This is a genomic window from Nocardia sp. NPDC003979 (assembly GCF_053605015.1).
Genome location: NZ_JBSGIJ010000026.1, coordinates 1 through 20,863 on the forward strand (window position 1 = coordinate 1; position 20,863 = coordinate 20,863).

Consider the following 20,863-nt stretch of genomic DNA (forward strand, 5'->3'; position numbering starts at 1 on the left):
TTCGAGATGCCCACGGCGGTCCGCAAGGAACTGTTCTACGGCTCCAAGGAGGCCAAACAGACCTTCGCCGACTACTACGTCGACGTGCGCGCCCTGGCCGAGGAGATCGGTCTGATGAACCCGATCGCCAAGAAGGTCTGGAAGCTGCTCGGCATCGATGGTCCGTCGAGCCGCTACCGTTCCGAGCCCAAGCGCTCCGCGAAGCACGCTGCCTGAGACGATAAATAGATGCCCTACGTTGTAACCCAGTCGTGCTGTAGCGACGCCTCGTGCGTCTACGCATGCCCGGTGAACTGCATTCATCCGACTCCGGATGAGCCGGACTTCCGTACGGCGGAGATGCTCTACGTCGACCCGGCCGCGTGTGTGGACTGCGGCGCCTGTGCCACCGCGTGCCCGGTCGACGCGATCACCTCCTCGAAGAAACTCACCGAAGAGCAGAAGCCCTTCATCGAGATCAACGCCGACTTCTACCGCGTGCAGCGCTCACGTCCCACGCTGGCCGCACCGGTGATGCCGCCCGCCATCGACACCGAGCGCTCGCCGCTGCGGGTGGCGATCGTCGGGTCGGGTCCGTCGGCGATGTACGCCGCCGACGAGCTGCTCACCCAGCCCCGGGTGGCGGTGACCATGTTCGACCGGTTGCCGCAGGCCTACGGCCTGGCCCGGCTCGGTGTCGCGCCCGACCACAAGCGCACCCGCAAGGTCGCCGACCTGTTCGACGTGATGTCGAAGCAGGACGACTTCGGCACCTACCTCGATGTCGAGATCGGCACGCACATCAGCCACGCCGAACTGCTCGAGCACTTCCACGCGGTGATCTACGCGGTCGGCGCGTCGGCGGATCGCAAGCTGAACATCCCCGGTGAGGGGCTGCCCGGCAACGTGTCGGCCACCGACTTCGTCGCCTGGTACAACGGTCATCCCGACCACGCGGAGGATCGGTTCGATCTGAACCAGAAGCGCGTCGTGATCGTCGGCAACGGCAACGTCGCCCTCGACGTGGCCCGCATCCTGACCGTCGACCCGGCCACCCTCGCCGATACCGACATCGCGCCCTACGCCCTGAAGGCGTTGCGCGAGAGCAAGATCGAAGAGGTGGTCGTGCTCGGCCGCCGCGGTCCGGCCGAGTCGGCGTTCACGGTGCCCGAGTTCGTCGGCCTGCTGGCCGCCGATATCGACATCGCGATCGAGGGCGAGCTGCCGCCGGTGACCCCGGAGCTGCCCTACAAGGTGGAGCAGAAGCTGCGTCTGCTGCACAGCGTGGCGCAACGCCCGTTCGGTGACCGCAAGCGCATCGTGTTCCGGTACCTGTCCTCGCCCGTGGAGATCCTCGGCGCCGAGACGGTGACCGGCGTGCGGGTCGAGCGCAACGAGCTGGTCACCGACGCCGAAGGTCGCACCAGCGCGGTGCCGACCGGCGACACCGAACTCCTGGAAGCGGGCGTCGTGCTCACCTCGGTGGGCTACCGTGGCGTGCCGACCAAGGACCTGCCGTTCGACGACGCGCGCGGCGTGATCCCGAACGAGGCAGGCCGGGTGCTCGACGCCCCCGGTGGCGATGTCGTGCCGGGAACGTATGTGACCGGCTGGATCAAGCGTGGTCCCACCGGGTTCATCGGCACCAACAAGTCCTGTGCACAGGAAACCGTGCAGCAGCTCGCCGACGACTTCAACCGGGGCGCGCTGCCTGATCCGGCGCGTGCTGCGAGTGAATTCGACAAGCTGGTGCGTTCGCGTCGTCCGCAAGCGGTGGCCGGTGGGGCCGCCGCACCGCGCGCGGCGAGTGGCGGCATCAAGCGCCTGCTCGCTCGCGGCTGATCGAACAGCCGAAGGGCCCGCTACACCGACTGCGCGGTGTAGCGGGCCTTCGTCGTTCTCACCGAGTGGTGCTCACTGTGCGGTGAAACCACCGTCGACGGTCACCGCGGCGCCCGTGACGAACGATGCCTCGGCGCTGAGCAGGAACGCGCACAGCGCCGCGATCTCGGCGGGCTGCGCGATACGCCCGATCGGGTGCATCGCCGCGATCGCCGCCTCTCCCTCGGGAGTGGCGCCCATCGACGCGCGGAACGCCGGGGTGTCGACCGCGCCGGAGACCAGCGCGTTCACGCGCACACCGGCAGCCGCGGTTTCCAGCGCCACCGACTTCGTCAGCCCGACCACGCCGTGCTTGGCCGCCACATAGGGCGCCACCGAGGCCATCCCGACCACGCCGAGGTTGGAGGCGTTGTTCAGGATGGCGCCTCCGCCGGAGGCGATGATCGCGGGCACCTGGTGCCGCAAGCCGTAGAACACGCCGGTGAGGTTCAGCTCCAGGTCGGCGCGCCAGGCATCGTCGCCGATCTCGGCGACGGGTCCGAAGGCGTTCACCGCGCCCGCGTTGTTGAACGCGGCGTCGAGCCTGCCGTACTCGGTGAGCGCGGCCTGGGTGAGCCGCTCGACATCGGCGTCGACGGTGACGTCGGTCGGCACGAACAGCGCGCGCCCGCCCTCGGCCCGGATCTGCTCGGCGACCTGCTCGCCCTGGTCCTTGCCCCGGGCGCCGAGTACGACGGCCGCACCCTCGGCCGCGACCCGCAGCGCCACCGCCTTGCCGACGCCGGAGCTGGCGCCGGTGACGAGGACGACCTGGTCGGCGAAACGAGTGGACATGCGTAGTACCTTCTCTCCCTTGATGTTTCGGAGCCCGGTGGATCGGCCTCCCGGACTTCGAGTCAACCGTCGGGCAGCGGTGCGTGCTGGCGGGTTTCGGCCGTTGCGTTGACATGTCACGCTTTCCGGGGGTTATACAAATCGAGCTTTTGGTTTTTCCGGCACGTGTATGCGAACCCGCAGTAAATGAATTGATTACCGGTCGGTAATTACTGTCGCAGCCGTGATAACAAACCGAAAGAATGTATTTTTGCTCGACTTCGGACGATTACTCCCGGGTAGCTGCTTCTCGGAGTCTGTAAGCGCTCGCGCGGACGTTCAGGGGACTGGACGGTCGACCTCATGGGGCTCTACCTGCGAATATGCGCCCTCTTGCATCCGAGGTGGAGTGTCGGGTATCAATCTCACAGCAATTCGGCCATGTTGCCGTTAATCTAGGCGAGCTGTTTGGAAGACGACCGCGGCCACATGAGTGCGCTCGCGTGCTGGACGTGGTCACGGTGCGTTGACGGGATAGCAAAACAATGACCAGAGGTCTGGGTTTGAGCATCGGCACGGTCAATGCGATTTCGGCGGTTGTCGCCGAGGATCCGGCCAAGCCGACGGTACGCGCACGCCGTACCGCCCTCACATTCGACGAAGCGGGCCGCCCCCGCATCGGCGCGATCAACGAATTCGCCTCGGCGATCACGGATTTCGCGGACCTGAGCCGCGAACCGGAGCCGATGGTGATCGCGGGGCGTTTCTACTCCGCCACCAACCTGATCGCCGCCGTTGCCACGGGGCTCATCGAACTGGCCGAGCCGGCCGCCGGGGTGGTGCTCACCTACCCGGCCACCTACACCGAGAAGCAGGTCGCCCTGCTCGGTCAGGCATTACACCTGGCGGGTGCCGGTCAGGTGCTGCTCGCGCCCGAACCGGTGGCCGCCGGCGAATGGCTCGAAGTCGAACACGGGCCGCTCGCACCGGGATTCGTACTCGTCTACGACCTGGGCGCCAACAGCCTCGACCTCACCGTGCTGCGCGTCGGTCCCGACTGGCCGCACCACCCGATGGTCGGCACACCCGTGCGGTCCACCGACTTCGGCGGAAAGCCGCTGGGCGAGATGGTCGCCCGGTATGCCGTCGAGTCACGCAACGGCCGCGCCACGGCGACACTCACCTCGATGGTGAACACCGACAGCCTGCGCGCCGAACACATTCGCGACACCTTCCCGCTGGTGAGCAAAACCGTTGCCGCCGCGGGTCTGCGGCTGGCCGACATCTCGCGCATCCTGCTCGTCGGCGGGGCCACGCGGCCGCCGGAGGTGGCGCGCACCCTCGCCGAGCTCGGCGTCCCGCTGGTGACCGTGGCCGATCCGGGTCAAGTCGTCGCGGCGGGCGCGGCCGCCCTGGCCGCCCGCACCTTCGCACCGGCCCAGCAGAGCGGCAACTCGGCGCCGCACGTGGCCGTCTTCTCCAGCGCCGCCGTGGTTTCCGCGCTCGCGATGTCGGCGATGACGGTGTTCGGCAGCCCGTTCGATCCCGGCCTGACCCCCGTCCTCGAACGGTTCCCCGCCCTCGGCGTCCCCGCCGACGCCCTGCTCTACGACATGAGCGCCGACCTGCTCGCCGCCCAGACCACGGGACTGGTCAACACGATCGACCCGGTCACCGGCAAGGTGCGCGTCGTCAGCGCGGCCGCGCGCACCGCGTACGAGATGATCGTCGGTGCGGCGTCGGGGGCACCCGAACGTGGGGCATCGCAGGCGGATTCCGAGGGTGGCGAACGGTTCCGGGCCGGCGGCGACTGCCGTTCCCCAGTTCTGGCTCGCACGTCCTACGGCGACCCCGCCCACTTCGTCAACCCGCTGCCGTTCGACAAGCCTTCCGCCGAGTCGCCGACCAACCCCGGCCCCGGGCCCATCACCAACCCCGGTCCCATCACCGACCCCGGCCCGATCGCCGGTGTCCCCTCGCCGGGATCGCCCAATTCCGGAATTCCCGCCGCCGGAGCCCCGACCCTTCCCGGGGATACCTCCCTCCCCGCGCCCGGCACCGGTGCTCCCGACACCTCGCCTCCCGCCACAGGTGGCATCGATATCGGCGTGTCCGACGGAATAGGCAGCGGTGCGGGGACTTCCGACAACCCGTACAACCCCGGCGGTACCGGCGGCATCCCATCCGGAGGCACGTCCGGCGGTTACCCGGGTGGTACCGGCGGAACCGATTCGGGCGCGTCGACCGGCGGCACGACCGGCGGAACGTCGGGCGGCGTCTCCGGCGGGACATCCGGTGGCGCGTCGGGTGGGACTGCCGGCGGAACATCGGGTGGGACCTCCGGCGGTTCGGACGCTGGCGGTTCCACGGGCGGCGCCTCTGGTGGTGACTCCGGCGGCGCCGGCTCCGGGGACACGTCCGGCGACAGCAGCTCCGGCGGGTCCACCTCGGGTGGAACGTCCGGTGGCTCCACAACATCCGGTGGCTCGACCTCGGGTGGTACGTCGGGCGGTTCGACTTCGGGTGGCACGTCGGGCGGTTCGACCTCGGGGGGTACCTCGGGCGGTTCGACTTCCGGCGGTACCTCCGGCGGCAGCGACTCCGGTGGCTCGTCCGGCGGCGACGGCGGTGGAGGCGGCGGCGGTTCGCGCCGCTGAGGTCGAAGACAGTACGTCGGGCGGCGGCAGATGCTCAGCGGCGATAGGCATTTCGTCGGGTGTGGGCAAGCATTTCGTCGAGCGGCGGCAGATGCTCAGCGGCGGTGCGCCTTTCGTCGGGCGACGGCAGATGCCGAGCGACGGACTGCATTTTGTCGGGTGGCGGCAGATGCCGAGCGGTGGCGGGCCCTTTCGTTGGGCGGCAGATGCCGAGCTGGCGGAGTGCATTTTGTCGGGTGGCGGCAGACGCCGAGCGGTGGCGGGGCTTTTCGTCGGGCGGTGGCAGATGCTCAGCGGCGGCCGGCTTTCGTCGGGGGGGCGGTAGTTGCCGAGCCGGCGGAGCGCATTTTGTCGGGCGGCGGTGGACGCCGAGGGGCGGCCGGCTTTTCGTCGAGCGGCGGCAGACATCGACGGCGGCAGGCATTACGTCGGGCGGCGGCAGGCATTACGTCGGGCGGCGGCAGGCATCGACCGGCGGCGGACCATTCTCGGTCTGTGTGGCCACCGATTGAAAGTCCCTGGGCTGCAAGGTGGTGCTCGGAGACCATTCGCACCTGTCGCCGCACACCGACACCTGCGGCCCTATCGGGAAATCTGCTGGACCGAGCACCCAGGTGATCCGACGCGGCATGGATCTGTGTCCGGGTTCCGCTAGGTGCTGCCGGATCTAACGTTGGTCGCGCACCCCGGCCGCTGAGAGGCCCAGGGGTACACGGGATTCGGCTGCGCTGGCTGGAGCACGGGTGCGTCAAGGGCGGTGAATTCCTGGGTGGATCGGGGTGGCGGCGGGGCAGAATGGGTGGATGGCTGCACTCGGGGGAGCGCCGAAACTGATCGCGCTCGATATCGACGGGACTTTGCTGGAGTCCGGTTGCCCCATCAGCGGGCGGGTGGTCGCGGCGGTGCGGGCGGCGGTGGCCGCGGGGTCGCATGTGGTGGTGACGACCGGGCGGACCGTGCTCACCACTCGGCCGGTGTTGCGCGAACTCGGGCTCATCGAGGGGCACGCGCTGTGTTCCAACGGTGCGGTGCAGATCGACGTGGCACGTGGGGAACCCGTCGCGGTGGAACTGTTCGACCCGGCACCCGCCGTCGGCGCGTTGCGAGCGCTGTTTCCCGAGATGATCTTCGCCGCCGAGCGGGTCGGCGTCGGCATCTGGGCGACGGGCCACAGTCCGGGGGAGTACTCGATCGGCGATTTCCAGCTCGTCGACCACCACATGCTCAGCAGCGAACCCACACCCCGGCTCAACGGATGGTGGCCCGGCGGCGACGTCGCGGAGATGGTGCGCCAGCTCGACAGCCTCGTGGTGCCCGAGACCTCCTGGGTCCACGGTGAATTCGGGCCGTGGCTCACCGTTTCACGTCGTGGCGTGTCGAAGGGCTGGGCGCTGGAACGCCTCCGGTGCGCTCTCGGCGTGGACGCCTCGGCGACTCTCGCCATCGGCGACGGCTTCAACGATCGCGAAATGCTGCGCTGGGCGGCACATTCGGTCGCCATGACGGGCTCACCCGACGACGTGCTCGCCATGGCCGACGAAGTCACCGGTCACGTCACCGAGGACGGTGTCGCCACCGTCCTCGAGCGCTGGTTCTGAGCTCAGGAACTCAGCGCCGCCGCCCGCGCGGCCGTCATCGCCACGAAATGCGGGTTGTACATGATGCCGAGGACGTTGCCGAAGGGATCGAGGACCGACGCCGTCACGAAACCCGCTCCGTCGCCGTGTTCGGTGATCGGTTCGTATTCGGTGGCGCCGAGTTCGAGCAGCCGGGTGAGGGTGGCGGCGAGATCGTCGACGTGCCAGTACACGATTCCGCCGCCACCGGGGGCATTGCGGGCGCCGGCCGGTGCGTAGGCCCGGTTGATGATGCCGAGTTCGTCCTGCCCCGGGCCGAGCCGGAACTCGTAGTAGCCGCCCGGAACCTCGTAATACGGTGCGAGGCCGAGGAATTCGGTGTACCAGTCCTTGGCGGCGGTGAGGTCGTCGGCGTAGTACGTGGTGGTGGCCATTCCGCGCAACATGTCTGCTCCTGGGTCGATGTTCTGGTGTTTCCCTGAACTCTGCCAGGCAAAGTGCTCACCGAATGAGCACTTTCTTCGGCAGAATCGTGGGTATGCGAGCGGACCGATTGGTAGCGACCCTGTTGTTCATGCAGGCGCGCGGCCGGGTGACGGCGGCCGAGGTCGCCGCCGAACTCGAGGTGTCGGTGGCGACGGCTCGCCGCGACCTCGAGGCTCTCTCGGCGGCGGGCATTCCGGTGTATCCGCAAGCCGGACGGGGAGGTGGATGGTCGCTGATCGGTGGCGCGCGCACCGACCTGTCCGGACTCACGGCGGGGGAGACCAGGGCGCTGTTCCTGCTCGCGGGCCCGGCGGCCGCGGCGGCTCCCGAGGTGAAGTCCGCCTTGCGCAAACTGGTCAGGGCCTTGCCGCAGACCTTCCGTGCCGATGCCGCGGCAGCCGCCGACGCGGTGGTCGTCGACCCGGCACGCTGGGGAAGGCCCGACCCGCAACCACCCGCCGTCCTCGACATGTTGCAGCGTGCCGTGGTCGATCAACGACGTGTCCGCATCGAATACGCGCGGGCGGGCCAGGCCACGATGCGCACCGTCGACCCGTGGGGCCTGGTCGAGAAGGAAACGATCTGGTACCTGCTCGCCGGCACCGAGCGAGGGCAGCGCACCTTCCGTCTCGACCGCATCGGCGCCGTGACCGTCCTCGACGTAGCCGCCGAGCGACCGGCCGACTTCGACCTGCACGCCGAGTGGTCCCGGGTGGTCGACCGGATGGAGCAGCGCCGCTCGGCCGTCGCCGCCCGGGTGGCGGTGTCCGAGCGCCTGGCTCCCATCCTCGCCGATCAGCAGGGCCGCAACTGCACCCTGGTCGGCAGCACCGGCGACGGCCGGGTGCTGGCCGAGATCACCGCCGACACCCCCAAGATGGTCGCCCGCCAGCTCGCGGGCTGGGCGGGCGACGTGGAGGTGCTCGGCCCCGCCGAGGTGAAAGCCGAATTGGTGGCTATCGGCGCGGAACTGGTGCGCGCCAACAGTTCACAACCTGGTGAACCCGGTCAATAGCGGCCGCACGGTCACCACCCCGACCGGCCCCGACCGCAATCCCTCGAGCACCGCGTCCGACATCTCCCCGAAGGTCTCGAACGACTCGATGGTGCAGTGCGCCATCACGTCCTGGATGTAGGGGTCCGACATCTGCCAGTGCGCGAGAACCGCTTCCGAGTCCGGATAGAGCTGGAAGCTGTGCGCCAGCCCGGCCTCGGCATCGAGAAAAACCTGCACCATCAGCTGCGGTCCGTGCTCTCGGACGAAGGCCACGGCGCGCCGCACCGCCTCGCCGAACTCCTCGGTGTGTCCCTCGGTGATCCGCATGGTGTTGTGAAACAGGATGCTCATGAGGTCATCGTGAAACCTCGAGCGTGGTTGATGTCAAGGCTGTCGTCCGCCTCCTAGTTCTGATTCGACGGCACGAGGAGGAGCAGTGCGACGGCCAGGCCGATCGCCGCGCCGATGGCGAAGACTGTATGGAAGGCGCGCACCGCGTCACCGGGAACGGCGGTGAAGACCGCGGCGAGTACGGCGACACCGACCGCGCCACCCACCTGACGAGCGGTCACGTTCATGCCGATGCCTGCCGCGAACTGTTGTGGAGGAACCGAACTCGCCGCAGCGGTACCGAGCACGGTGACCACGATGCCGATGCCGCCGCCGCCGAGCAGCCCGGCGGGCACCCACGCCGACCACAGTGCGGTGTCCGGGCCGAAAGCGTCGGTGCTCATCCAGGCGAGCGCGGCCGAGTACATCAGCGCACCGAGCACCGCGGCCCACCGCTGCGCCGACGCCGCGGTGATCCGGCCGACGATCACCGAGGTGACCATGGACGCGCTCGCGCCGACGGTGAGCGCAGCCGCAGATTCGAGGACCGAGTACCCCCACATCGCGTCGAGGAACAAGGGTCCCGCGAGTAGCCAAGCGAACATCGTCGCGCCGAACAGCATCGATCCGGCGTTGGCGAGGGCGAATCGGCGGTTTCGCCAGAGGTCGACGGCCACCGCGGGCGCGGGGTGGCGCAGCGAGCGAACCAGCGCGAATCCCACGAGGGCGGCGCCGCCGATCAACGCGACGAGCGTGCCCGGTGCGGTCCAGCCCCAGGTTTGCCCCTCGGTGATCGCGGCGACGACCGCGCCGAGACCGAGCGCGATCGCGACAATGCCGAGCGGGTCGGGCAGGGCCGTGTCGGCGCGCGGCTCGTCGATGGGCAGGCGCAGGGCAGGCACGATCAATGCCATCGCGACCGGTACGTTGACCAGGAAGACCGCACGCCAGCCGAGGGTCTCCACCAGCGCGCCGCCGATCGCCGGACCGATCACCGCGGCGAATCCGCCCGCGGTCGTCCAGGCGGCGATGGCGGCGCCGACCTTCTCCCTCGGGGTGGCGACCAGGACGAGCGCGAGCGCCGAGGGAACCATGAATGCCGCTGTCAAGCCCTGCAGCAGGCGTCCAGCGATGAGCCAGCCCGCACTCGGCGCGAGCCCGCACAGCACAGACGTGACGGCGAAACCCGCCAGTGAAAACGCGAACATCCGCCGCCGTCCGAGGTTGTCGGCGAGTCGTCCCGCAGGGGTGAGCAGGGCGGCGAAGGCGATCGCATAGCCGCTGACGATCCAGGTCAGCGTGCCGGCCGGGGTGTCGGGGTAACTGGATGCGATGGTCGGGAAGGCGATGTTCACCACGGACAGATCTATGAAGGCGATGAACGCCGCGCCTACGGCAACGGCCAGGGTGCGCGTCGCGGCACGGGTATCGGGAGTGGTCCGCGGATGCTCGGGCTGAGCTGACACGTCGGTCATGAGAGGGCCCCTTCGGGGAGAGAAATAAGAACGTACGATCGTTCGTAAATAAAGTACGACCGATCGTTCGTACGAGCAAGCGCGGGTGGGACAATGGCAGCTATGACCCAGCTCGAGCCCGGCGATCAGCGACTGGCGAAGGGGGCCCGTGCGCGTGCCACGATCGCGCGCCGCGCGGCCGAATTGGCCTCTGTCGAAGGTCTCGACGGCCTGAGCATCGGCATGCTCGCCGCGGATCTCGGTATCAGCAAGAGCGGAATCGCCACGCTGTTCGGCACCAAGGAGGCGCTCCAGCTCGCGGCCGTGCAAGCCGCCCGCGACGTGTTCGTCGAGCGGGTGATCGCGCCGAGCCTGCGGGAGCCGCGCGGCATCGACCGGGTCAGGACACTGATCGATCGATGGTTCGACCACATCGCTGATCCACCGTTCCCTGGTGGCTGTTTCCGGGTCGCGACAGTGACCGAGTTCAGTAGCAAGCAGGGCGCCGTGCACGATGCGATCGTGGCCGATCGAGAGGAGTGGCTCGGCCTGTTGACGACCGAGGTTCGCAAGGCTCAGGAAGACGGCGATCTGGCGATAACCGATCCTGATCAGCTGGTTTTCGAGCTCGACGCGCTGGTCAGCGCCGCTAATATCGCCCGCCAGCTCGGTGATTCGACCCGTTTGGCCGCCGCGCGGACCATCACCGCCCGTCTGCTGACGCAGCGGTGAGGAAATGCCGACGGCGCCACCACCGTGGGGTGGAGGCGCCGCTCGCGGGGTCGGTTATTCGGCTGTGAGGGTGAAAGCCGCGGTGCGGACCACGTCGCCGTGCTGGAAATCCAGGAACAAGCGGTAGGTGCCGAGGCCGGGAACGGCTGTGTGGAAGGAAATTTCGGGCCCGGAAGGCGTGATGCCGTCGCCGGGTTCGCCGTTGGGGTGCACGTGGACGTAGGCGAGGTCGCCCGCCCGCAGGATCACCAGGTGACCGAAAGCCGCCAGGTAGGGCTGCAGATCGGTGACCGGCGCACCATCCTTGCGCACCGTGAGGGTGAGCAGATCGCCCCCGGCGCGCAATTCGCCGTCGACGGTCACGGTGTACCCGTCGACCTCAGTGCTGCGATTCACCGCCGGAACCTGCTGTGGCGCATAGTGACCGGCGATGGCCAGGTCGGCTCCGAGAGTGATGGTGCGGCCGAGAGCGCGCGGCGCGATATCGGTGAACACCCGGTAGGCGCCCGCCTCCGGCAGTTCCAGCTGGATCGTCCAGGTGCCGTCGGCCTCCCGGCGCGGATGCACATGCCAGAACCCGGTCAGCTCACGCCGCGCCACGATCAGGTGTAGTTCGCGATCGTGGACGGGATCGAACTCGGTCACCGCCGACCCGTCGGGCCCGAGAATCCGGAACCGGAAGTCGATCACACCCGGCTGAGCCACGGCGGTCTCCAGATCGAGCGTGTACCCGTCCTGGGTGATCTGCAGCCCGCCAGGGAGTCCGGCAGCGTGCGCACCGTGGTCACCGTGACCGGCATGATTCCCCTGCGGTGCTGCGACTGCGTCGCCGGTGCCATGAGCACCATGACCGGAATGCGCACCGTGCGCGGCGTGGTCCCCGTGCGCGTTCTGGCTGTCGCGGCCGCCGGGTGCTGCGTGGCCGACGTGATCCGCATGGGCTGCCTGCGCCGCGTGTGCGCTGTTCCCGTGTCCTGCGTGCGATTCCTGCTGCGCCTGAGTGTGGTGTTCGGCATGGCCGTGGGCGCTGTGGGCGGCGTGTTCGCCGTGCGCACCGAGGTGTGAGGTGTGCTGTGCCGCAGCGCTTTCGGGAGTGGTGTCGAGGGCGTTCGTGTTGTGGGCGGTGTGGGAGTTGATGGTCATTGTCTTGCCTCTCTGATCCCTAGTGCGTTGACACGAATTTATACCCCCCAGGGGTATACAGTAAAGGAACGAGGGTGTGATCTGGCGCACTAGCGCAGCCAGCTTCGGGAGCATTTCGGAGATGCAGGCGAGGCGTCAAGGGCGCGAGGTATGCGTAGGAAAGTCGCCCGGAAGTGTCTGCGGATGCTGTGCGCTGAAGATCGGCGCGGAAATCGGGCGCGACCAGCTCCTCGGCGATGCGCCGGCGGGATTCGTCAGGCGGAGAGTTCGAGGTCTGTCGCGATCGCCGCGTCGTAGCGGGACCAGATCACCTCGGTGAGCGCGGGGTGCGGGCCGATGACATCGGCGTGTACGAGGCGCGGCGCGTGATGGAGCAGGCGGTCGGTGAGTAGCCCCGGGGCGAGGAACCACGGCGCGACGATGACCTGTTCGACGCCGCGCGCATGTAACCGGTCGACCGCGACATTGATGCTGGGTTCGACTGTGGCAAAGCACATTTCGGTGCGAAGACCGGTCATCACCGCAAGTCGTCGAGCAACGGCGGCGGTCCGGCGATTCGCCGATTCGTCGCGAGATCCGACGGCGGCAACCGCGACCCCCACGGTGGCACGGCCACTTTCGCGCGGAGGAACTGTCGGGGTCGTCCGGAGGTGCATCGAAACAGGCTCTGGCACAGGTAAACCCACCGACACCCCGGCGACCCGGTCGGCAAGCGCCGCGATCAATCGCGAATCCGCGCCGAGCACCTCGGTCTGGGTCAGGCGGACCAGCGGATGCCTGTTCGCGGACTCCGCCAGGAGGGCGGGCAGGTCGACTCGCGCGTGAAAAGCGTTGCCGAGCAACAACGGAACAACGATCACCTCGCGATGCCCGAGCGCGGCGAGCTCGTCGACGACCTGGTCGAGCGAGGGCGCGCTGAGGTCGAGAAAGGCCAACCGGACCGTCAGGTCCGGTCGGGATGCGGCGACCGAGGCGACCACCGCCGCCATCGTCGTCGCCGAACGCGGATCACGGCTGCCGTGGGCCACCGCGATCAGTGCGGGCCCGCCTCCGCCGCGCGGCACCGGAAGAACGGCACCGCGCGACGGGACGAGCGAGCGTGTCATCAGACCGTGGTACCGACCTCGACCGAGGTCAGCACATCGCCGACCAGGCCGGCCGCGAGGGTATTGCCACCGGCGGGATCGATCAGCAGGAACGAACCGGTGTGCCGGTTGGTGCGGTAGTCGTCGGCCGGGATCGGCTCGGCCAGCCGCAGCGACACCCGTCCGATGTCGTTGAGCTCCAACGTCTCCGGGCTCGGCTGCGCGGTGAGCGTCTGCTCGTCGAACCGCTCCACCAGCGCGCCGACGATCGCCTGCGTGGTCTTGGCGCCGTGCTTGAGCAGCAGTCGCGCGCCGGGACGCAGCGGCTTGTCGCCGAGCCAGCAGACGGTGGCGTCGAAGGTGTCGATCGCCTCCGGGGCGTCGGCGACCGAGGCGATGATGTCGCCACGCGAGATGTCGACCTCGTCGGCCAGGATCAGCGTCACACTGCGCCCAGCCTGGGCGACGGCCAGCTCACCGTCGGGGGTGTCGATGCGCTCGACGGTGGTGCGGATGCCCGAGGGCAGCACCACGATCTCGTCGCCGGGCGACACCGAACCGGCCGCGATCTGACCGGCGTACCCGCGGTAATCGGGGTACTCGGCGGTGCGCGGACGGATCACGTACTGCACCGGGAACCGCAGCCCCAGTGCGTGCGTGCCCGTCGAATCCGCATCCACCGGAACCGATTCCAGGTGCTCGATCAGCGAGGGACCGTCGTAGTACGGGGTGTTCTCGGAGCGGCTGGCGATATTGTCGCCGTGCAGCGCCGACACCGGGATCTCGAGGACGTCCTCGTCGGCCCAGCCCAGCTTCGAGGTGAGCGCGTTGAACTCCGCGGAGATCTCGGCGAACACCTCGGCCGGATTGTCGACCAGGTCGATCTTGTTCACCGCGAGCACCAGCTTCGGCACCCCGAGCAGCGCCAGCACAGCGGCATGGCGACGGGTCTGCTCGATGACACCCTTGCGCGCGTCGGTCAGCAGGATCACCAGCTGCGCGGTGGACGCGCCCGACACGGTGTTGCGGGTGTACTGCACGTGGCCGGGAGTGTCGGCGAGCACGAACGAGCGCTTGGGCGTGGCGAAGTAGCGGTACGCCACGTCGATGGTGATGCCCTGCTCGCGCTCGGCACGCAGACCGTCGACCAGCAGCGACAGGTCGGGAGTCGACAGACCCTTGTCGACGGAGGCGCGAGTGACGGCGTCGATCTGATCGGCCAGCACGGACTTGGTGTCATAGAGCAGCCGTCCGACCAGAGTGGACTTGCCGTCGTCGACAGAACCGGCGGTGGCCAGCCTCAATAGGTCGGACATATCAGAAATAACCCTCTCGCTTGCGGTCTTCCATGGCGGCTTCGGAGACGCGGTCGTCGCCACGGGTGGCGCCACGCTCGGTCAGCCGGGACGCGGCGACCTCGGCCAGGATGGCCTCGTTGTCGGCGGCGTCGGAGATGATGGCGCCGGTGGTCGAACCGTCACCGACGGTGCGGTAGCGCACGGAGCGGGTCTCGAGGACCTCGTTCTCGTTCGGGCCGCCCCACACGCCGGGGGTCATCCACATGCCGTCGCGCTGGTACACCGGGCGCTCGTGGGCGTAGTAGATCGAGGCCAGGTCGATGTCCTCGCGGGCGATGTAGCGCCAGATGTCGAGCTCGGTCCAGTTGCTCAGCGGGAACACGCGCACGTGCTCGCCCGGCGCGTGCTTGCCGTTGTAGAGGTTCCACAGCTCGGGACGCTGCCGCTTCGGATCCCACTGGCCGAAGGCGTTGCGCAGCGAGAAGATCCGCTCCTTGGCGCGCGAACGCTCCTCGTCGCGACGGCCACCGCCGAACACCGCGTCGAAGCGGTGTTCGGTGATGGCGTCGAGCAGCGGAACGGTCTGCAGCGGGTTGCGGATGCCGTCGGGGCGCTCGGTGAGGCGACCGTCGGCCAGGTACTCCTCGACCGAGGCCACGTGCAGGCGCAGGCCGTACTTCTCCACCACCTTGTCGCGGAACTCGAGCACCTCGTCGAGGTTGTGCCCGGTGTCGACGTGCAGCAGCGCGAACGGCAGCGGCGCGGGCCAGAAGGCCTTGAGCGCCAGGTGCAGCAGCACCGTGGAGTCCTTGCCGCCGGAGAACAGGATCACCGGCCGCTCGAACTCGCCCGCGACCTCACGGAAAATGTGGATCGCCTCGGATTCCAGCGCCGCGAGGGTGTCGAACTCGGTCAGGCCGAGGTCGCGTTCGGTGGTGTGGGTACTCACAGGCTCACTCCCAGAGGTGGTGACGGTCATGATTGGTGCAATCCGCATTCGGTCTTGGCCAGTCCGGCCCAGCGGCCGCTGCGCGGATCGGACCCCGGCTCGGGCTTGCGCGTGCACGGCGCGCAGCCGATGGACGGGTAACCCTCCTCCACCAGGGGATTGACGAGGATGCCGTTGGCCTCGATGTAGGCCTGCATCTCGTCGTCGGACCACGGTGCGATCGGGTTGATCTTCACCAGGCCGAAGGCTTCGTCGAAGGAGATCAGCGGTGCGTTGGCGCGGGTGGGCGCCTCCACGCGGCGAATGCCGGTGACCCACGCGTTGTAGCCCGCGAGGGACTTCTTCAGCGGGACCACCTTGCGCAACCGGCAGCATTCGGCGGCGTCGCGGGCGAACAGGTCCTTGCCGAGCAGCTCGTCCTGTTCGGCGACGCTGTGCTCGGGGCGCACGTTGATCACGTTCACCCCGTACACGGCCTCGACCGCGTCACGGGTGCCGATGGTCTCGGCGAAGTGGTAGCCGGTGTCGAGGAACAGCACGTCGACGCCCGGGCGGGTCTGCGCGGCCAGGTGCACCAGCACGCCGTCCTGCATGTTGGAGGCGACGATGTAGTTGTTGCCGAAAGTGCGGTCGGTCCAGGCGATCAGGTCGGCGGCCGAGGCGTCGGGGCCGAGTTCGGCCGCGCCCTGCTCGGCGAGCGCGCGCAGTTCGTCTTCGGACAGCTTGGCGGCGAGATTCGTTGTCACAGTTGAGATCTCCTCATCCACTAACGGAGGTCGGCCTCGTCGGCGCGAACCGCCCACACCGCGAAGCGTTCACCGTCTTCGCGGTTCTTGACGAAGTTGCGCACGACTCGCTCGATGTAGTCGCCGAGCTCGACACTGGTCACCTTGTGCTGACGCAGCTTGCGGCCGAACCCGCTGTCCAGGCCGAGGCTGCCACCCAGGTGAACCTGGAAGCCCTCGACCTGATTCCCGTTGCCGTCGTCGACGAGCTGGCCCTTGAAGCCGATATCGGCGATCTGGGACCGGCCGCAGGAGTTCGGGCAGCCGTTGATGTTGATGGTGATCGGCACGTCGAGCTGCGCGTTGATGTCGGCCAGGCGCTGCTCGAGCTCGGGGGCGAGCACCTGCGAGCGCTTGCGGGTCTCGACGAACGACAGCTTGCAGAACTCGATGCCGCTGCACGCGAGCAGGTTTCGCCGCCAGACCGAGGGACGTGCCTGCAGGCCGAGCGGTTCCAGTTCATGGATCAGGGCGTCGACCTGGTCGTCGGCGATGTCGAGGACGATGAGCTTCTGGTACGGGGTGAACCGGATGCGGTCCGATCCGTACTTCTCGGCGGCGTCGGCGACCTTGCTCAGGATGGTGCCCGAGACGCGACCGGCGATGGGGGAGAAGCCGACGGCATTGAGGCCGTTGCGCAGCTTCTGCACGCCCACGTGGTCGATCGGCTTGGCGGGCTGCTCCGGGGCGGGACCGTCGACCAGCTTGCGCTTCAGGTACTCGTCCTCGAGGACCTGGCGGAACTTTTCGATGCCCCAGTCCTTGATGAGGAACTTCAGGCGCGCCTTGGTGCGCAGGCGACGGTAACCGTAGTCGCGGAACAGCGACACCACGGCTTCCCAGACGTCGGGAACCTCGTCGAGCGGCACCCACGCGCCGACCCGCTTGGCCAGCATCGGGTTGGTCGACAGGCCGCCTCCGACCCACAGGTCCAGGCCCGGCCCGTGCTCGGGGTGGTTCACGCCGACGAACGCGACGTCGTTGATCTCGTGCACCACGTCCTGCTGACCCGAGATCGCGGTCTTGAACTTGCGAGGAAGGTTGGAGTACTCCTTCTTCCCGATGTAGCGCTTGACGATCTCGTCGATCGCGGGCGTGGGGTCGATGATCTCGTCGAGCGACTCACCGGCCAGCGGCGAACCGAGGATCACGCGCGGGCAGTCGCCGCACGCCTCGGTGGTGTGCAGGCCGACCGACTCCAGCCGCCGCCAGATCTCCGGGACGTTCTCGACCTCGATCCAGTGGTACTGGACGTTCTCGCGGTCCGACAGGTCGGCGGTGTCGCGACCGAACTCGGTGGAGATCTGGCCGATGGTGCGCAGCTGGGCGGCATTGAGCGCGCCACCGTCGCAGCGCACGCGCATCATGAAGTACTTGGCTTCGAGCAGGTCGATGTTGTCGTCGTCGGTCCAGGTGCCGTCGTAGCCCTCTTCACGCTGGGTGTAGAGACCCCACCAGCGGAAACGGCCACGCAGGTCGGCTTTGTCGATCGAGTCGAAGCCGCCCTTGGCGTAGATGTTCTCGATCCTGGCCCGCACATTGAGCGGGTTGTCGTCCTTCTTGGACTGCTCGTTCGGGTTGAGCGGTTCGCGGTACCCGAGGGCCCACTGGCCTTCGGAGCGGCGGCGGACCGGCTTGCCGGTGCGCTCGCGCGGCGCGACCGCGCCTTCGGGGCGCGGGCGGTCGGGCCGGACGCGGCGCTCGGTGACCGGGCGCTCGGGACGGGCCTGCGCCGTCGACTGTTCGGTCGAACCGGCGTCGGTGCTCGACGTCATGTGGGGTCGCTCCTGCGGGGGTGGGTGAACATCCGTGCTGAAGGCGCGAGGGGCTGGCTCGCGTCAGGTGGTCAGCGGGCCGATGAAAGTCGAAGGCACCGGGAGATTCCCGGGCGGACGCCGCTGCGCTACCGGTGGAAACCGGGCCGACAACAGGCGCTGCAAACACGCTGGAAGTCGACGTGGCGACGAGCCACGAGTCGTACTCCAGTTGCGTGCATGCACCTATTGTGCCATGTCAGGGGGGTCGTTCCGACCGCAAGGAGATATTTCCCGCACTTTTGGGGGAAATCGCCTGGACGACCGTACCGTTCTGTGACAGGGGTCATAGTTCGGGCGCGGGAAGTTACCGGCGATTCGCCCGATGGCATAGCTGTGTCGGGCGCCACAGCGGTTGACCTCAACCGCCGTTGAGGGCGCACAGTGTCCGCATGAGCAACGACGTCACCGTAGCGGGCCGGATCCCCGCCGATCTCGACACCGAACTCGCGGCCATTCGCGCCGTCGTCGGGACCATCGCGCACGCGCAGGACAACGAACTGATCGAGGAGTTCGTCTCCGTCTTCCGCGAGGACGCGATCTGGACCACGGGGCACGGCAAGCGGCTGTTCGGCCGCGCGGCCATCGCCGAGTTCACCGCCCAGGTGCTGCCCGGCGCGACCACCCATGGCAAGGCGACCTACGAGATCGAGCACGTGCTGTTCCTGCGACCCGACGTGGCCGCGGTGAAGATCCGGCAGAGTTACTTCACGCTGGATGGCGAGCTGTCCGGGCAGGGCACGCCCATGTACGTGATGACCAAGGAAGACGGGGTCTGGGTGCTCACGGCCAACCAGAACACCCCCGTGGTGGACTGACCGCCAAGCCTTCGTGCGCTGCCCGTCGCCGAAACCGGCGTCCGGGCAGTGTTCGGACTTTTCGGCGACAGGCGCATAGCTGGGCCACGGGTCACTCGGTCGGTCGAGCGGCCCGCGCGGTGCCGAGTCCGGTTGGGTCCCGCGTGGCGAAGCGCGGGCGCGACGACCGGTGCCGGGGCCGGACGCGCCAGTTCGCCGAGGCCCGGCAGACTGTAGGGGTGACTACCAGCGCAACTCCCGTGGCTCCCGGGGCGACACCGGCCGACGCCGAGCGCCCCGCGCTGCGCGACTTCGGGGGCGGCGCGTTCGGCGTGTACGTGCATGTTCCCTTCTGTGCCACACGCTGCGGATATTGCGACTTCAACACCTACACGGCGGGGGAGCTCGGCACCTCGGCGTCGCCGCAGTCGTGGCTCGAGGCGTTGCGCGGCGAGCTCGCCACCGCGGCGACCGAGTTCGGTGCGCTGCCGAGCGCGACCCCCGAGGTCTCGACGATCTTCGTCGGCGGCGGAACACCGTCGCTGCTCGGCGGAGACGGGCTCGCCTCGGTGCTCGACGCGGTGCGCGCGAACTTCACCCTCGCCACCGATGCCGAAGTGACGACCGAATCCAACCCGGAATCGACCTCGCCGGAGTTCTTCGACCGCCTCCGCGCGGCGGGATACACCCGGATCTCGCTCGGCATGCAGTCGGCCGCGGCGCACGTCCTGAAGGTGCTCGACCGCACCCATACGCCGGGCCGGGCGGTTGCCGCGGCGAAGGAAGCGCGCGCCGCCGGATTCGAGCACGTGAATCTCGACCTCATCTACGGCACACCCGGCGAGACCGACGCCGATCTGGATGCGAGCCTGGACGCGGTGCTGGCCGCCGGTGTGGATCATGTGTCCGCCTACTCCCTGATCGTGGAAGACGGAACCGCGCTGGCGCGCAAGGTCCGCCGTGGTGAACTGCCCGCACCCGACGACGATGTGCTCGCCGCCCGCTACGAGCGCATCGATGCCCGCCTGGCCGAGGCCGGGCTCGGCTGGTACGAGGTATCCAATTGGGCCGCGAACGATTCCGCGCGCTGCAGGCACAACCTCGGTTACTGGGCCGGTGGTGACTGGCTCGGTGCGGGTCCCGGCGCGCACAGCCACGTGGGTGGTGTGCGCTGGTGGAACGTGAAGCACCCCGCCCGCTACGCCGACCGCGTCGGCCTCGGTGGTCTGCCCGCCGCGGGCTGGGAAGCCCTCACCGACGACGAGCGCTACACCGAACACCTCATGCTCACCGTTCGCCTGCGCACCGGCCTTCCCCTCGCCGACCTCGCCCCCTCCGCCCGGCCCGCCCTCGACCGTGTTCTCGCCGACGGATTGGCCCAGGTCGTCGACGAGCACCTCGTCCTCACCGATCGTGGGCGGCTGCTGGCCGACGGCATCGTCCGCGATCTCCTCGGCTGAGCGCCACCAACGCTCTTTCGTCGAGAATTCGTTCGCTCGTTCGCGGGTGTCGTGGCACGATCCGGCCCGTGTCCACGTCACGAAGTGAGTTGCTGCGGTGGCAGTTCGATCTCGTCTGGTCGTTGTTCGAGTATCACCTCGAGCGGCTGCACGAGGAGGACTTCCTGTGGGAGCCGAGCGCGCTGTGCTGGACGATGCGCGAAGCTCCCGCGGGCGGGTGGGTCGCGGACTGGGCGGACACCGAGCCCGATCCGATTCCGGTACCGACGATCGGCTGGCTCACCTGGCACATCGGGTGGTGGTGGAGCGTGGCCACCGATCACCTGCGGCAGCGAGCACCACGTGACCGGACGGATATCGCCTGGCCGGGACCCGGCGACAGCACCATCGAGTGGCTCCGCCGCCTACGGCAGGAGTGGCTCGACACGCTGAGCGAACTCGACGACGCGGACTTCGACCTCCCCTCCGGTTATCCATGGCCTGCCGACGCCGGCCTGACGGTCGCGCATCTGGTCGGCTGGGTCGATGCCGAACTGATGAAAAACGTGGCCGAGATCGGACAGCTGCGGTTGCAACGCGCGGCACGCGATGCCGTTTCGTGACGTCTTTTCGCGGCGTGGTCGAGCTCACCGCGGCTTCGATGATCCCCCGGTCATCGGGATGAT

Annotated in this window: 19 protein-coding genes and 1 pseudogene; 10 read left to right on the top strand and 10 right to left on the bottom strand. The window is 68.5% G+C overall.

The window, feature by feature from the left end; genetic code table 11:
* Window positions 1-216 (top strand): annotated as a pseudogene (locus ACWEVR_RS30795) (diiron oxygenase); the annotation flags it as partial.
* Between the two features lie 12 nt (window positions 217-228).
* A complete protein-coding gene (locus ACWEVR_RS30800) occupies window positions 229-1,821 on the top strand; it encodes an FAD-dependent oxidoreductase (RefSeq protein WP_452469770.1) in 1,593 nt (530 codons plus the stop codon).
* 72 nt (window positions 1,822-1,893) lie between these two features.
* On the opposite strand, the gene ACWEVR_RS30805 is transcribed toward ACWEVR_RS30800, so the two are convergent.
* Complete coding sequence (locus ACWEVR_RS30805; protein ID WP_452469771.1) at window positions 1,894-2,655, bottom strand: SDR family NAD(P)-dependent oxidoreductase; 762 nt, start codon at window positions 2,653-2,655, stop codon at window positions 1,894-1,896.
* A 524-nt stretch (window positions 2,656-3,179) separates the two neighbouring features.
* Between ACWEVR_RS30805 and ACWEVR_RS30810 the strand changes: the two genes are divergently transcribed.
* Together ACWEVR_RS30810 and ACWEVR_RS30815 are read left to right on the top strand one after the other, a co-directional pair.
* Window positions 3,180-5,291, top strand: a complete 2,112-nt coding sequence (locus tag ACWEVR_RS30810) for an Hsp70 family protein (protein WP_452469772.1) — start codon at window positions 3,180-3,182, stop codon at window positions 5,289-5,291.
* Between the two features lie 803 nt (window positions 5,292-6,094).
* Complete coding sequence (locus ACWEVR_RS30815) at window positions 6,095-6,889, top strand: HAD family hydrolase (RefSeq protein ID WP_452469773.1); 795 nt, start codon at window positions 6,095-6,097, stop codon at window positions 6,887-6,889.
* A 2-nt stretch (window positions 6,890-6,891) separates the two neighbouring features.
* On the opposite strand, the gene ACWEVR_RS30820 is transcribed toward ACWEVR_RS30815, so the two are convergent.
* Window positions 6,892-7,314: a VOC family protein gene (locus ACWEVR_RS30820; protein ID WP_452469774.1), complete on the bottom strand. Its 423-nt coding sequence runs from the start codon at window positions 7,312-7,314 to the stop codon at window positions 6,892-6,894.
* A 92-nt stretch (window positions 7,315-7,406) separates the two neighbouring features.
* Here ACWEVR_RS30820 and ACWEVR_RS30825 point away from each other — a divergent pair, with 92 nt between their 5' ends.
* Complete coding sequence (locus tag ACWEVR_RS30825) at window positions 7,407-8,369, top strand: helix-turn-helix transcriptional regulator (RefSeq protein WP_452469775.1); 963 nt, start codon at window positions 7,407-7,409, stop codon at window positions 8,367-8,369.
* Here the strand turns inward: ACWEVR_RS30825 and ACWEVR_RS30830 are convergent.
* Entirely contained in the window at window positions 8,343-8,702 is a 360-nt protein-coding gene (locus ACWEVR_RS30830) for a hypothetical protein (protein WP_452469776.1), read from the bottom strand. The genes ACWEVR_RS30825 and ACWEVR_RS30830 overlap by 27 nt on opposite strands.
* Before the next feature lie 53 nt (window positions 8,703-8,755).
* On the bottom strand, window positions 8,756-10,156 hold the full coding sequence (locus tag ACWEVR_RS30835; protein WP_452469777.1) for an MFS transporter: 1,401 nt from the start codon (window positions 10,154-10,156) through the stop codon (window positions 8,756-8,758).
* Window positions 10,157-10,258: 102 nt separating this feature from the next.
* Here ACWEVR_RS30835 and ACWEVR_RS30840 point away from each other — a divergent pair, with 102 nt between their 5' ends.
* The gene (locus ACWEVR_RS30840) at window positions 10,259-10,867 is read left to right on the top strand and encodes a TetR/AcrR family transcriptional regulator (protein WP_452469778.1); all 609 of its coding nucleotides are present in this window, start codon (window positions 10,259-10,261) and stop codon (window positions 10,865-10,867) included.
* A gap of 54 nt (window positions 10,868-10,921) precedes the next feature.
* On the opposite strand, the gene ACWEVR_RS30845 is transcribed toward ACWEVR_RS30840, so the two are convergent.
* Window positions 10,922-11,572 (bottom strand): hypothetical protein, encoded by a 651-nt coding sequence (locus ACWEVR_RS30845; protein WP_452469779.1) that lies wholly within the window; start codon window positions 11,570-11,572, stop codon window positions 10,922-10,924.
* Between the two features lie 66 nt (window positions 11,573-11,638).
* On the opposite strand from ACWEVR_RS30845, the gene ACWEVR_RS30850 reads away from it, so the two are divergent.
* A complete protein-coding gene (locus ACWEVR_RS30850; protein ID WP_452469780.1) occupies window positions 11,639-11,932 on the top strand; it encodes a hypothetical protein in 294 nt (97 codons plus the stop codon).
* Between the two features lie 332 nt (window positions 11,933-12,264).
* On the opposite strand, the gene ACWEVR_RS30855 is transcribed toward ACWEVR_RS30850, so the two are convergent.
* From ACWEVR_RS30855 to ACWEVR_RS30875, 5 genes are read right to left on the bottom strand one after another with little or no spacing between them, the layout of a single operon-like run.
* Entirely contained in the window at window positions 12,265-13,116 is an 852-nt protein-coding gene (locus tag ACWEVR_RS30855; protein WP_452469781.1) for a sirohydrochlorin chelatase, read from the bottom strand.
* Window positions 13,116-14,411 (bottom strand): sulfate adenylyltransferase subunit 1, encoded by a 1,296-nt coding sequence (locus ACWEVR_RS30860; protein WP_452469782.1) that lies wholly within the window; start codon window positions 14,409-14,411, stop codon window positions 13,116-13,118. Before ACWEVR_RS30860 ends, ACWEVR_RS30855 begins: the two co-directional genes overlap by 1 nt.
* A 1-nt stretch (window position 14,412) precedes the next feature.
* Window positions 14,413-15,372: a sulfate adenylyltransferase subunit CysD gene (cysD, locus tag ACWEVR_RS30865; protein ID WP_424991830.1), complete on the bottom strand. Its 960-nt coding sequence runs from the start codon at window positions 15,370-15,372 to the stop codon at window positions 14,413-14,415.
* The gene (locus ACWEVR_RS30870) at window positions 15,369-16,088 is read right to left on the bottom strand and encodes a phosphoadenylyl-sulfate reductase (RefSeq protein ID WP_067642387.1); all 720 of its coding nucleotides are present in this window, start codon (window positions 16,086-16,088) and stop codon (window positions 15,369-15,371) included. The genes cysD and ACWEVR_RS30870 overlap by 4 nt, the downstream gene beginning before the upstream one ends.
* A 20-nt stretch (window positions 16,089-16,108) precedes the next feature.
* On the bottom strand, window positions 16,109-17,902 hold the full coding sequence (locus ACWEVR_RS30875) for a nitrite/sulfite reductase (protein ID WP_452469783.1): 1,794 nt from the start codon (window positions 17,900-17,902) through the stop codon (window positions 16,109-16,111).
* A gap of 431 nt (window positions 17,903-18,333) precedes the next feature.
* Here ACWEVR_RS30875 and ACWEVR_RS30880 point away from each other — a divergent pair, with 431 nt between their 5' ends.
* From ACWEVR_RS30880 to ACWEVR_RS30890, 3 genes are all read left to right on the top strand, one after another.
* On the top strand, window positions 18,334-18,759 hold the full coding sequence (locus ACWEVR_RS30880; RefSeq protein ID WP_067642320.1) for an SgcJ/EcaC family oxidoreductase: 426 nt from the start codon (window positions 18,334-18,336) through the stop codon (window positions 18,757-18,759).
* 239 nt (window positions 18,760-18,998) lie between these two features.
* Entirely contained in the window at window positions 18,999-20,198 is a 1,200-nt protein-coding gene (gene hemW, locus ACWEVR_RS30885; protein WP_452469818.1) for a radical SAM family heme chaperone HemW, read from the top strand.
* 68 nt (window positions 20,199-20,266) lie between these two features.
* Entirely contained in the window at window positions 20,267-20,800 is a 534-nt protein-coding gene (locus ACWEVR_RS30890) for a DinB family protein (RefSeq protein ID WP_452469784.1), read from the top strand.
* Window positions 20,801-20,863: the final 63 nt, after the last annotated feature.

Excerpts from the sequence above, each read along its gene's own strand:
- ACWEVR_RS30800 (WP_452469770.1), top strand. The coding sequence starts at position 229 with ATGCCCTACGTTGTAACCCAGTCGTGCTGTAGCGACGCCTCGTGCGTC.
- ACWEVR_RS30805 (WP_452469771.1), bottom strand. The coding sequence starts at position 2,655 with ATGTCCACTCGTTTCGCCGACCAGGTCGTCCTCGTCACCGGCGCCAGC.
- ACWEVR_RS30810 (WP_452469772.1), top strand. The coding sequence starts at position 3,180 with ATGACCAGAGGTCTGGGTTTGAGCATCGGCACGGTCAATGCGATTTCG.
- ACWEVR_RS30815 (WP_452469773.1), top strand. The coding sequence starts at position 6,095 with ATGGCTGCACTCGGGGGAGCGCCGAAACTGATCGCGCTCGATATCGAC.
- ACWEVR_RS30820 (WP_452469774.1), bottom strand. The coding sequence starts at position 7,314 with ATGTTGCGCGGAATGGCCACCACCACGTACTACGCCGACGACCTCACC.
- ACWEVR_RS30825 (WP_452469775.1), top strand. The coding sequence starts at position 7,407 with ATGCGAGCGGACCGATTGGTAGCGACCCTGTTGTTCATGCAGGCGCGC.
- ACWEVR_RS30830 (WP_452469776.1), bottom strand. The coding sequence starts at position 8,702 with ATGAGCATCCTGTTTCACAACACCATGCGGATCACCGAGGGACACACC.
- ACWEVR_RS30835 (WP_452469777.1), bottom strand. The coding sequence starts at position 10,156 with ATGACCGACGTGTCAGCTCAGCCCGAGCATCCGCGGACCACTCCCGAT.
- ACWEVR_RS30840 (WP_452469778.1), top strand. The coding sequence starts at position 10,259 with ATGACCCAGCTCGAGCCCGGCGATCAGCGACTGGCGAAGGGGGCCCGT.
- ACWEVR_RS30855 (WP_452469781.1), bottom strand. The coding sequence starts at position 13,116 with ATGACACGCTCGCTCGTCCCGTCGCGCGGTGCCGTTCTTCCGGTGCCG.
- ACWEVR_RS30860 (WP_452469782.1), bottom strand. The coding sequence starts at position 14,411 with ATGTCCGACCTATTGAGGCTGGCCACCGCCGGTTCTGTCGACGACGGC.
- cysD (WP_424991830.1), bottom strand. The coding sequence starts at position 15,372 with ATGACCGTCACCACCTCTGGGAGTGAGCCTGTGAGTACCCACACCACC.
- ACWEVR_RS30875 (WP_452469783.1), bottom strand. The coding sequence starts at position 17,902 with ATGACGTCGAGCACCGACGCCGGTTCGACCGAACAGTCGACGGCGCAG.
- ACWEVR_RS30880 (WP_067642320.1), top strand. The coding sequence starts at position 18,334 with ATGAGCAACGACGTCACCGTAGCGGGCCGGATCCCCGCCGATCTCGAC.